This is a genomic window from Flagellimonas marinaquae, from assembly GCF_023716465.1.
In the GTDB taxonomy this organism is placed as follows: domain Bacteria; phylum Bacteroidota; class Bacteroidia; order Flavobacteriales; family Flavobacteriaceae; genus Flagellimonas; species Flagellimonas alginolytica.
Map to the genome: position 1 here is coordinate 2,748,854 of NZ_CP092415.1, position 12,764 is coordinate 2,761,617.

Consider the following 12,764-nt stretch of genomic DNA (forward strand, 5'->3'; position numbering starts at 1 on the left):
AAAGGCGATACTTCAATTATTTGAACCCCATAGATGAAAAAAATATTTAGAATTGCTCGATTAGAGCTAAGTATAATGTTCTATTCGCCCGTTGCGTGGCTTGTTTTGGTAATTTTTATTGCACAAACCGGAATAATATTTGCAGACTTATTATATTCTCAGGAAACCAACCAGCAGTTGGGCAGGCCTTTAAGTGTACTTTCCAAAGTATTGTTTGCCGGGGAGCACGGAATTTTGGCCAAAATACAGGAAAACCTATATCTGTACATTCCTTTGCTCACAATGGGCCTGTTTAGCAGGGAAACCAGCAGTGGATCAATTAAATTATTGCAATCCTCGCCAGTTACCGTTCCCCAAATGGTATTGGGCAAGTTTTTATCCATTGCAATTTATGGCTTACTGTTATCATTGGTACTGTTAAGCTTTGTTTTGGTGGGGAACCATGCTATCGAGAACTTGGATATACCCTTTGTTTTGGGTGGTATACTGGGAATATATCTGTTGATCTGTACGTATGCGTCCATTGGATTGTTTATGTCCAGCTTAACCTCATATCAGGTAGTGTCGGCAATAAGCACACTGGCTGTTCTGGCCTTTTTGAGCTTTATCGGTAACATTGGGCAAAGCCATGATTTTGTTCGCGATATTACCTATTGGCTATCCATATCGGGACGTACGGATAATTTGGTGAACGGATTGATCAGTAGCAAAGATATTGTCTATTTCTTAATGGTAATGGGAATGTTTTTGATTTTGACCGTATTAAAATTACAGGACGAAAGAAAATCCAAAAAAAGATCATTGCGTATCGCCAGGTATGTGTTGGCCATTTTAATTCCGGTGACGATAGGATATGTATCTTCATTGCCATCCATAAATGGATACTATGACACAACAAGGTTCAAGGATAGAACCTTAACAGAGTATTCCCAAAAGATTATTGATCGGTTGAAAGCTCCACTGAAGATTACAAGCTATGTGAACATTGTGCACTACAGCGCATCCAAAGGGGCACCAAAAAATAGAATCAAAGATTTGAACCATTTCGAGAAGTATAGAAGGTTCAAACCAGATTTGGAGATGGAATACATTACATATTACGATACCTTGGTAAGGTATAACGACACCACTACCACACTTTTGGAAAAAGCCAAGAAAGCCGCATCTGCTCATAAATTCGATTTTGACGATTTGTTGACCCCGGAGGAGATCAAACAAAAAATCGATTTAATTCCAGAAAACAATCGTTTGGTCAGGTTTATTCAATATAAAGACAAAACAACACCTTTGCGAATGTTCGATGACATTTGGGCATACCCCAATGAGTCAGAGATTACCGCTGCATTGAAGAGGATTATAGATAAACCATCCTATATCGGCTTTGTTCAGGGTCGTAATGAACGCAGTATTCATAAAATGGAAGATGGGGGGTACGAAATAATCATCAATGGCACCAATACTAGAGGATCCTTAATAAATCAAGGATTTCAACCAATAGATATTTTATTGGAGGAGAATAAAAAAATACCGGATAGTTTGGATGCCCTAGTTCTGGCAGACCCAAAACAAGCCTACACCGTTGATGAAGAAAAAATCTTATTGGATTATGTGGACCAAGGCGGTAACCTCTTGATCGCGGCCGAACCGGGAACAAATGGTAATTTAGACGGTATATTGTCCAAATTGGGCATTTCGTTCCAACATGGGACACTGCTGCAAGAAAGTGAAGATTACTCTTTGGATCTTATCCAAGGGGTGTTTACGCCAGAAGCACAAAACCATGGTTTTAAGTTTTATAGCGAAGCAATTGTATCCTTTCCAACAGCTATGGGGATCCAAATAGCGGACAGCTCCGACTTTAGGGCTACACCTATTATGACCACAAATGAAGAGGTAGCATGGAATAGAACAGGGCCATTCGATTTGGAAACACAAAGAATTTTCTTTGACCCCCAAGTGGACAAAAGAGCGGCAATGCCATTGGCGGTCACTTTGGAAAGAAAGGTGGGTAAAAAGAATCAAAAAATAATGGTGGTGGGCGATGCGGATTTTTTAAGCAATGCTGAAATGGCCCGTAATAACCTTAACACGGTAAATTCATCTTTTGCCATGCGGATTTTTCGTTGGTTGAACGATGGCAAGTATCCCGTGAACACATCCAGGCCTAGGGCTATAGATACGGTTATAAAAGTGTCCAGATCGGAGATTGTTGCATTAAAAGTAGGTTATGCCTTGGTACTACCGTTAATTGTTGGCGCTATTGGCGCAGGTTTACTTATGATCAGAAAAAGAAAATAACAGAATACTCATGCAAGTACATTCCATTTTTAAAAGCAGTATTGTTTTTTGCATTTTTAATGTTTTTATGGGGTCTGCCCAGCAAAACAGCATAGTGCCGGAACAACCTATTCCATTGGATAGGGAAGTAATAGTTGATACGTTGTCCAATGGCTTGACCTATTACATTAGGGAGAATGCCGAGCCACGCGAAAATGCTGAGCTCTATTTAGTAGTTAAAGCAGGATCTTTACAGGAGACCGATGGACAGCAGGGGCTGGCCCATTTTACAGAACATATGGCTTTTAATGGAACCAAAAGCTTTCCTAAAAACGAATTGATCGATTACCTACAAGCAGCTGGTGTGCGTTTTGGAGCAGATCTAAATGCGTATACGGGCTTTGATCAAACCGTATATCAATTACCGGTTCCTACTCAAAATAAGGAAGTGTTCAAAACCGCATTCAAAATTCTTTCGGAATGGGCGGGCCATATAGTATTTGGTAGCGAGGAAATAGATGGGGAAAGAGGTGTGATAGTCGAAGAAGAAAGACAGCGGGGAAAAAATGCTTCGCAACGAATGAGCGAGCAACTTCTTCCCGTACTTTTGGCCAATTCAAGATATGCCGATCGGATCCCGATCGGAAAAATGGAAGTCATCCGTAATTTTGAACACGATACACTTAGGGCTTACTACAAGAAATGGTATCGGCCACAATTACAGGGAATAATTGCAGTTGGTGATTTCGATAAGAATAAGGTGGAGGACTATATTAAGATCTATTTTGGGCAGTTGGGCGAATCTGGGGAAACAGTTATACCAGAAACATATACAGTGCCCGGAAATACAAATTCATTGGTTAAAATCGTTACCGATCCAGAGTTTCCGTACACCGTGGCAACGGTAATGTACAAGCACCCTAGAAAGCTGATAAAAACCGAAGGGGATTTTAAAAATGCAATAATCAGGTCTGCAATCAACAATCTTGTTGCATTACGAATTGCAGAGGAAATAGAGAGTGGAACGGCACCTTATCTAAAAGCAAGTGCGAGTTATGCGGGGTACCAAGGCGGTATTGGGAACCTAGATGCTTTTACTGTTCAAGTGGTGGCCAAGAGTGCAGAAGAACTACAATCTGCCATATATGGTGTAATGGATCAGGTGAACAGAGCTGTTTTACATGGATTTACCCAATCGGAATGGGAAAGGGTCAAATTGAATTTTATAAATGCCATCACCAAAAACTATAACGAAAAAGAGCATGTATCCTCTAAATCCTTCGTGAATCAATACCTTAAACATTTTTTATATGGTGAAGCGTTTATGGATATGGACTATTCCTATGAATTCTATAAGAAGGGGCTAGGTGCAATAACACTCGAAGACTTAAACCAAACCGTAAGGTCTTGGGTAGCCGATCAAAACCAAATTATTCTATTGCAAGCTTCCGAGAAAGATAAGGAGGCATTGCCCAACGAGGATGTTTTAAGATCTTGGGTGAACAGTTTTGATAGAAGTGTAGAGGCCTATGTAGATAGTGGAAATCATGAACCATTATTGGCCGAGCCTGTAAAAGGCGGTACAATTGTATCGACTAAAAGAGTAAAATCCGTTGGGGTAACAGAATATACACTTAACAACGGAGTCAAAGTTGTTCTAAAGGAAACGGATTTTAAAAATGATGAAATCCTATTTTCGGGTTTTAGCCCCGGAGGTGTGTCCTTGGCCAATGAAGAAGATTTGCCATCAGCAAAATTGGCCGATAATATTATAGCATCTTCCGGTGCGGGAAGTTTTAACAGCATAGACCTCAATAAAAAAATGTCGGGCAAGACCTTGGCCGTATCACCATATATTGGTACCTATTCAGAAGGAATCAAAGGATATGCAGCAAACAAGGATTTTGAGACAGCTCTTAAATTGATGTACCTCTATTTTACCCGACCTAGAAAGGATACGACTACCTTTAATACTATTTTGGAAAACTATAAGGTATCCTTGACCAATAAATACGATAACCCCATCGCGGTTTTTCAGGATAGTGTTAACGTTGCCATGAAAGGTCGTGGCGCATGGGCACAAGGAATGGACAGTATGCAATTAAAAACTGTGGATCTGGATAAAGCCTTGAAATTCTATAAAGATCGTTTTAAAGACTTTGGCGATTATACATTTGTATTCGTCGGGAGTTTTAAAAAAGACAGTATTATCGGTCCCATTGCAAAATACCTTGGGGAATTGCCATCCACAGGACGTGAAGAAACCTATAAAGACGTTGGTATTAAACCAATACCCGGAATTTTTGAGCGAAATGTTTATAAAGGACTGGAGGACAAAGCAACAGTGGTATTGGCTTTTCATGGTGACTATACAAGTTCACCGGAGAATAACATGACCTTAAAAGCTCTTAAAGCAATTTTGGAAGATCGATTGGTAAAACGGTTACGCGAAAAAGAGAGTGGAGTTTACAGCCCATCGGTTGCTGTAAGCCATGTGGGCATACCAAATCCCTATTACTCACTGTCGATTTCCTTTAGTTGTGCCCCTGATCGTGCGGAAGAGTTGATCAGTGCCACAAAGGATGAATTGATAAAAATACTGAGAGATGGCGCCAATGAAGATGATCTAAATAAGTTTAAGGCTCAAAACTTAAGGCAGCACGAGATCAGGATGAGACAAAATAGTTATTGGCTAAATTATTTAAAGTCTCAATACACTCACGGCCAAGATTTGGCAGTAATAAATAATTATGGGAAAAGACTCAATAAATTAAAAGTTTCGAAAGTAAATGCCTTTATAAAGGAATATTTGAACCAAAGAAACCAAATAAAACTTGTGCTATATCCGGAAAGCTATGGGCATGCACAGAGCTCGGATTAAGCCCGGGACTGTTGTTGCCGGTAAAAATTTAGTCTCTGTTGGGCTGTTCATTTAAAAAACGTTGTCGAACAATTTTGGCGGTTTGATGCTCCCCGGTATGGCTCCAACCTGGGGGCATAACCAAATACAGTAGTTTGTTCTTCAGTCCCGGAGCATGGGCAACATCCTTAAATAGAGCTTTAAATTCGCCAAAATAAACATCAAAGAAACTGCCCGGGTCCATTTCTCGTGTTATACCATATACAATGGGGTGATTTTTCTCTTCACTTTGGTATGTGCCAAAAATCCGATCCCAAATATTGAGCAAATTGCAAAAATTGGTATCCATATACAATGGGTTTTTACCATGGTGTACACGATGGTGCGATGGAGTGAGTATGAGCTTTCCAAGAAAACCAAACTGCCCTTTTTTTACAATATGTTCCCCAATATGTATAAAGGTAGCATAAGTAATGTCCAAAACTAAAATAGAAAAGAACAGCTTTGGGTCTACCCCTAAGAGCATACAAGTTGCAGTTCGTATTAGGTCCGCATAGGGAAATTCCAGAAAAAAGTGAGCTTGATTTACGGAAAGATTCATCGTCTCTGCAGCATGGTGCGGAGAGTGCAAGCACCAAAGCAAACGCACCTTATGCCCAAAATAATGATAAATATAGCTGCCCAGTTCCCAGATAATATACCCATAAATAAACCAATACCATGTATATGAAGTTTGGAACAAGGCATATTCTTGAAAAAAACCTATGCTCCAAAATATGGTCCCCAATGATAAGGTTCTACCAATAATTCGGTTAAAAACAATGATAATAAAGTTGACCCTGTAAGTTTTTAGTTGTTCCCTTTCCTTAAAAAGAACGATAAAGAATTCTGCTATAAGCAAAATGGGAAGAGCGAGAAAAATACAAGAAACAATACCGTCAAAACTTTTAAAAAAAGCATAGTTTTCAGTTTTTAGCGCATCCAGTACAGTGGAAGCTCCAAAAAAGTTGATTACTTCCTCCAAAACGGCATTTAAGAAATCCATAGGTCAATTTATATAGGGTTATTGTTAGTTAGCCAGTATGTGGACATAATAAATGTTGAGTTCCAAATATATAATATTTATAAATGTATGAACATATGAACATATATGAGTTATCAATTTACGAAAACGTTTTATGCCGTTTTAGACCTAAGAAGCATAAAAGAAAACTATTTGAGTGGATTTTATAAAATTGATAAATCTTCGTGCAGTAGAATGATAATGAATTAAAAAAAGGACTTTTTTTTTGGAGAGATGGGATAATGATCTATATTTGAACATATGTATGAACATATGAACATATGAATATTGATTTCTCACTTATAGACTGTAAGAGAGTTCTTTGTTTAGAGTGTTCAAAAAATAATTATTTAAGTTGTTGAGTTTAATTCTGAAAGAAAAAAGGGTGATATGGGGGCAGGGTAAATTAGCCTTCGATCTTCCTTTTTTCTCTTTTTTTTGACACAGCGGCCTTACCGTAAACTAACTATTTATCAAACTTTGGAATTATGAAATGCTTAAGATTAATTATGACCTTGTCGATTATAGCCTTTATCGGCTGTGATGACGACCCTGAGCAGAATCCGGATGGGTTTGCCGAGTTTGTTGTTGATATCGAGGGGAATTGGAAAATAGACCAAGTCCTCCAAAATGGAAACGACATAACGGCACTTATGGATTTTCAATCCTTTTCACTTCAGCTAGATTATGAGAATGGAGAGCCTTCGTCTTTTTCTTTTCCAAGCCAGACAGTTCCCTTTGTGTTAAGTGACCCCAGTGGTGATTGGTCCTTTGATGACCCTGTGTATCCTACAAAAATAAATTTTTCTGATGGTGCCAGTTTGGATATTCAAGGAGCCGTTCTTTCTGGATCGGATAAGATGACAGTGATCGTCCCGTTAGGATGTTCATCAAATACATATACCTACACACTGAGCAAATAACAAGAAACCAATATGCACTAAAATGAAGAACAAACTAAACAAATTAAAGCGCATTATTTTTCAACCAAAAGCACTGTTTTTATTGTTTTTGTTGTTGAGCATGTGCGTAACCATAACCAACGTAAACCAACCTTCGTCCGTCACAGTTGGTGAACAAATGGATGTAACTATCGATGTAGACGTAGCACCTGCGGAGGATGCATCATATAATATCGTGTTTGGGGTTTTGGTTCCGGAAGCATGGGATATCGCTTCGAACGCAACGGTCTCTTTTACATCGGACAACGGCGATGGGACCATGCGTTTGGCCAATGGCTCTGATCCCGATTATAAGACACCTATAACAGATCTTGCAGGAATTGGTGAAAATTATGGTCTTGTGGAATGGGTAGTTTTTATTTCCGATCAAACTGTTTCGGGAGCCAATGGTGTAAACTTTTCAGGCCAAATTCAGCTTTCCATGGATGTAGGGACAGAAAATATTAAAACACAGCTAGGTTACATTGTAGGTACTTCCGGCTACGGTATCACACAAGGGGAGACTGATATTAGATTTACTCCTTGCATGGAAGTTACCGGAGGGGCAAACCCTGTAATCGATTTATGTGGCCCACTTCCATTTCCTGTAACCTTTCAACCCACGGAATATACCTATGACGATATTATCCATGTCGGTTTTGATGCAACAAAAGGACCCGAAGGCGCACCAACCGCCCTATCCGGGGCCACAGATGTTTATCTGTGCGCCAAAGCTGTTATAGATGGAGAAGCGGTGGAAGCATGCGATATTTCCGACCTAACTAAAATGCGTTCTATTGGCACCGATCAATGGAATGTATCTGTTTGGCCAAGACAACTTTTTAATGCTCAGCCTAGTCAAGAAATAACAGATATTACTTTCAGTTTTAAAAACCAGAATGGGGATGTCGAGGTCAAGAATCCAGACACAGGTGAAGATTTTCAACTAATACCCAACTGTGCAAATTAAAAACATGACGATTATGAAAAATAGAATAAAAGGCCTTTTTGTCATTTTTTTGATGCTAGGCAATCTACTTGCCTTTGCACAAAATATAACCATAAATGGGGTAATCACGGCAGAGGATGATGGTTTTCCGCTACCAGGTGCAAATGTGATAGTGAAAGGAATGTCCATTGGGGCATCGGCAAATTTTGATGGGGAGTATACCCTTGAGGTTCCCAATGAGGATGCAATCTTGATTTTTAGTTATCAAGGGTTCAGTTCCCGAGAAGTTACAGTGGGTACACAGCGAACCATCAACATAGCGTTAAGAACAGATGTGAACGAATTGGATGAGGTAGTGATAATAGGTTATGGAAGTACGACCAAGAAGGACCTTACCGGATCTATTGCCACTATAAAGTCGGAAGACCTTGAGGCCGTTCGCTCCACTACGGCAGATGATTTTGTCCAAGGTAGGGTTTCCGGTGTGTTGTTAACACAAACCTCAGGTCAGCCGGGAGGAGCTACTTCCGTACGAATACGGGGCAGTAGTTCCATAAACGCAAGTAACGAGCCCTTGTACGTAATAGATGGTTTTCCGGTAGATAACAACAGCGATAACCTTTCTGCTGGTGTGGCAGAAGGCCCATCCATTAATGCCTTATCTACCTTAAGTGCAAACGATATAGCATCCATCGATGTGTTGAAAGATGCATCTGCTACCGCTATTTATGGGTCTCGGGGCGCCAATGGTGTAATTATCATTACTACCAAACGCGGGTTAAATGGGGAAGTTCAAATCAATTATGATACCTATGTTGGAGTAAGTAAGGTTATTCAGAAATTGGATGTATTGGATGCCTCACAGTTTGCGTTTTATGTAAATGAATCCAGGTACAATGGTTCCGGTGAGCCAAGATTTTATACAGATCCAAATTCTTTTGGAGCGGGTACAGATTGGCAAGATGAGATTTTTAGGACAGCCATAACCAAAAGTCATGACCTTTCCATAAAAGGTGGTAATCAAGACATTAAGTACGCTATTTCCGGATCATATTTAGATCAGGAAGGCGTAGTTATCGAAACCGACTTTAAGCGTTACAATTTTAGGGTAAACCTCGATTTTAAAGCTACAGAAAAGCTTTCCATAGAGAACTCTTTGAGTTTGAACAAGACGGATTTCAATACGGCCAGGACAGAAACGACAGGAGGCACAGAAGTTGCAAGTAGTGCTATAACTGGGGCATACCAGTTTAATCCGTTGTTACCTGTTTTTGATCCTGAAGGAAATTATACCAAAGGTAATTTTATTGTGCAGAATGATGGAACCTTTGTAAACGATGTAAACAATATTCAAGAACAAATTCCAAATTTTCCAAGTCCGGTGGCCTATCAAAATTTATCGGAAAGCCAGGGTAAGGCAACAAGGATATTGGACAATTTGGCCATTAAATGGGATTTTGCAGAGAAATTCCAGTTGAAGACAACACTTGGGGTGGATATGAATATCAGTGAGCAATTTTACTTTAGGACAGAGGAAATAGACTTTGGGAATACGCCAGGAGCTTTTGCTGCTCAGGCCAAGAACACGGCTACAAGTTATTTGGCGGAAACTACCGTAACCTATACCAACACATTTAGTAACAGGCATCGGTTGAACGCTTTGGTCGGGGCATCATGGCAAGATTTTAACATAGAGACCCTTTCTGGCAATGCTTTGGGTTTCCCAACGGAGAATTTTGGTTCCAATAATTTGGGACTTGGCCTAAATCCTGGAGTAAATTCCAATATTATAGAATCACGATTGATTTCTTACTTCGGTAGGGTAAACTATATTTTGGACAACAAATATATTTTTACCGTTACTTCCCGAGTAGACGGCTCATCAAAGTTTGGCGATGGAAACAAGTATGGCTTTTTTCCTTCTGGAGCATTCGCTTGGAATGTTTCGGAAGAAGAGTTTCTTCAAGACTCGGGCCTCTATCTTAAGTTGCGCTTAGGCTATGGTATAATAGGAAATGAGTCGATCGCACCATATTCCTCCCAATCAACATTTAAACCTACGTACCATTCTTTTAACGACAATGCGGTAGTGGGACAATTACCCAGTACTCCGGCCAATAGTGCTCTCAAATGGGAGCGTACCGAACAATACAATGTTGGATTGGACCTTGGTTTCTTTAATGACCGGTTGGGACTTACCATCGATGCTTACCAGAAGAATACGGACGATTTGTTGTTGAACCTGCAAGTGCCTTCACAAACTGGGTATATTCAAAGTGTGGTCAATGCCGGTAGTGTTCGTAACCAAGGGGTTGAATTGGGCATCAATGCACAATTGTTCCAAGGTGGATTTAATTGGGATGTAAACCTAACAGGGGCATATAACAAAAACAAAATACTGGACCTGGCCGGTTTGGACAATATTCCCACAGGTTTTGGGATTTTGGGGATAACCAATTGGCAGTTGCTCGAAGAGGGTGGTGAAATCGGGGCGTTTTACGGCTATGTTTCTGATGGAATAATACAATTGGACGATGACCCCGCGACCACTCCGACCTTTGCGACAGATACATTTACTCCAGGAGAACGTAAATATAAGGACCTGAACGGGGATGGGGTAATCGATGCCGATAACGACAGAACGTTTATCGGAAACCCTATACCGGAATATACTTTTGGTATCAACAACACGATTACATGGAATAATTGGGACCTTAACGTATTTATGCAAGGAGTATATGGTAACGAGATAGCCAACTTTAATAGGATAAACCTGGAAAACCTAAATGGACAGGGAAATGTTTTGTTGGAAGCATTTTCCAATAGATGGACACCGGAAAATCCAAGCAATACCTATACTAGGGCCGCGGATGGTCCCAGAAACATTGTGTTTTCCGATAATTATGTTGAGGATGGTTCCTATTTAAGGCTAAAATCCGCCACTTTGGGATATTCCATATCAAGTAAGTTCCTGTCCAAAATGAACATAAATAAACTCCGACTCTATGCTACAGGGAAAAACTTGTTCACCATCACCAATTATAGTGGGGTCGATCCCGAAGTAAGTTTTGGAGGTCAGAACAATAATCTGAGTGCCGGTGCGGACTTCGGCGGGTATCCAACATCTAGAACGTATCTATTGGGCCTTAACATAAACTTTTAAAAATCAAAATCATGAAACAATTCAAAAATTATAGAATTTACTTCGCTGCCCTGATTTTGATCATGGGTTGTGAAAGTGCCTTGGAAGAAGAAGTGAAGACCTTTTATACCGAAGATACATTTTACCAAACAGAACAAGATGCCAAATTGGCCATAAACGGTATATATGGACATTTGGGGGCCACTTTCGATGAAACATTGAACTCTAAAGGGCTCTATTTTGCAAATTATTGGACTGCCAATGCCCTTTTATCGGATGAGGGGGAGACAAGTTTTAATAGAGGAGATGGCTACAATCAACTTTCGGCAATGGCACATACACCGGAGAACACCATAGCACTGGAGATTTGGTCCAATCTTTATTTAGGTATAAATGCAGCCAATATGGCCATTATCAATATCCCGGATATAGAAATGAACGAGGAAACCAAAGACGATTTATTGGGCGAAGCCTATTTTTTGCGAGGGCTTCTTTATTTTGAATTGGTGCGCTTTTTCGGAGAAGTACCATTACAGTTGGAACCCCAGACTGTTTTTACGTCCAGTGCATTTTTGGGCAGGGCATCAGTATCTGAAGTCTATTCACAGATTTTTGCAGACTTAACCATTGCAGAAGAACGTCTTCCAGAAGAACAAACAGGAATGGACAATGGTAGGCCCACTAATTGGTCTGCAAAAGCCTATTTGGCCAAGGCAGCGCTTCAACAAGGGGAAAACCTTCAGCTTGCCAAGACCAAACTGGAAGATATTATGTTAAGTGGACGGTTCGGTCTTTGGGAAGATTATGCAGATGTGTTCAAGATAGAGAACAACAACGGAAAAGAGGTTCTGTTTGCAATAAGTTTTTTAGAGGGAACGGATTTGTTCACGACGCTTTGGGAAGGTGGGCATTTGGTATTTAGGACCCTTCCCGGAGGTGTGTACGATGGAAGACCCAATGGAGGAGGGCTCGAAATACCCACTATGGCCCTCTACGATTCTTTCGATGATGAGGATAGGAGAAAAGAAGTCACTTTTATGTCCGAAGATGTTATCAACGGAGAATTGGTGGAGTTTAGTTCCCCGCACATTGTAAAGTACTGGGATAGAGTGGCAGAACCCTTGGTAAATAATACGGCCAATGACCTGCAACTTATTCGGTATGCAGATATACTCTTAATGTACGCCGAGGTATTGAACGAGCAGAATAGCGGCAGCACTCCCGATGCCTTGGATGCTGTTAACCAAGTGAGAAGAAGAGCTAGGTTTGCGGACGGGGTAGAAAGAGATGTACTTCCCGATCTATCGGCAATGGGTTATGAGGCCTTTAAGGAAGCTATATTGGAAGAACGAAAAAAGGAGTTGACATGGGAAGGTCACCGATGGTTCGATTTGGTTCGGTTTGGCAAGTTGGAAGAAAAGGTCTCCGAAGCAAAGCCCGAAGTTCCTGTATCAACACGACATTACTTATTGCCTATTCCACAGCGGGAAAGGGATATTAACCAAAATTTGTCACAGAATCCAGGTTACTAA

7 protein-coding genes are annotated in these 12,764 nt (G+C 40.4%); 6 read left to right on the plus strand and 1 reads right to left on the minus strand.

Annotated elements, in window-relative coordinates:
- The first annotated feature begins 33 nt into the window (after nt 1–33).
- Nucleotides 34–2,298 carry a Gldg family protein gene (locus tag MJO53_RS12310; protein ID WP_252079283.1) on the plus strand — a complete coding sequence of 755 codons (2,265 nt, stop codon included), beginning with the start codon at nt 34–36 and terminating at the stop codon, nt 2,296–2,298.
- Nucleotides 2,299–2,308: 10 nt separating this feature from the next.
- Entirely contained in the window at nt 2,309–5,158 is a 2,850-nt protein-coding gene (locus MJO53_RS12315; protein WP_252079284.1) for a M16 family metallopeptidase, read from the plus strand.
- Between the two features lie 28 nt (nt 5,159–5,186).
- Here the strand turns inward: MJO53_RS12315 and MJO53_RS12320 are convergent, their stop codons facing one another.
- Nucleotides 5,187–6,182: a sterol desaturase family protein gene (locus MJO53_RS12320; protein ID WP_252079285.1), complete on the minus strand. Its 996-nt coding sequence runs from the start codon at nt 6,180–6,182 to the stop codon at nt 5,187–5,189.
- Nucleotides 6,183–6,688: 506 nt separating this feature from the next.
- Here MJO53_RS12320 and MJO53_RS12325 point away from each other — a divergent pair.
- From MJO53_RS12325 to MJO53_RS12340, 4 genes are read left to right on the plus strand one after another with little or no spacing between them, the layout of a single operon-like run.
- Nucleotides 6,689–7,123, plus strand: coding sequence for a DUF5004 domain-containing protein (locus MJO53_RS12325; RefSeq protein WP_252079286.1), 435 nt, complete (start codon nt 6,689–6,691; stop codon nt 7,121–7,123).
- A gap of 22 nt (nt 7,124–7,145) precedes the next feature.
- A complete protein-coding gene (locus MJO53_RS12330; protein WP_224834947.1) occupies nt 7,146–8,111 on the plus strand; it encodes a DUF4961 domain-containing protein in 966 nt (321 codons plus the stop codon).
- A gap of 13 nt (nt 8,112–8,124) precedes the next feature.
- Nucleotides 8,125–11,253 (plus strand): SusC/RagA family TonB-linked outer membrane protein, encoded by a 3,129-nt coding sequence (locus tag MJO53_RS12335; protein WP_252079287.1) that lies wholly within the window; start codon nt 8,125–8,127, stop codon nt 11,251–11,253.
- A gap of 11 nt (nt 11,254–11,264) precedes the next feature.
- Nucleotides 11,265–12,764: a RagB/SusD family nutrient uptake outer membrane protein gene (locus MJO53_RS12340; RefSeq protein ID WP_252079288.1), complete on the plus strand. Its 1,500-nt coding sequence runs from the start codon at nt 11,265–11,267 to the stop codon at nt 12,762–12,764.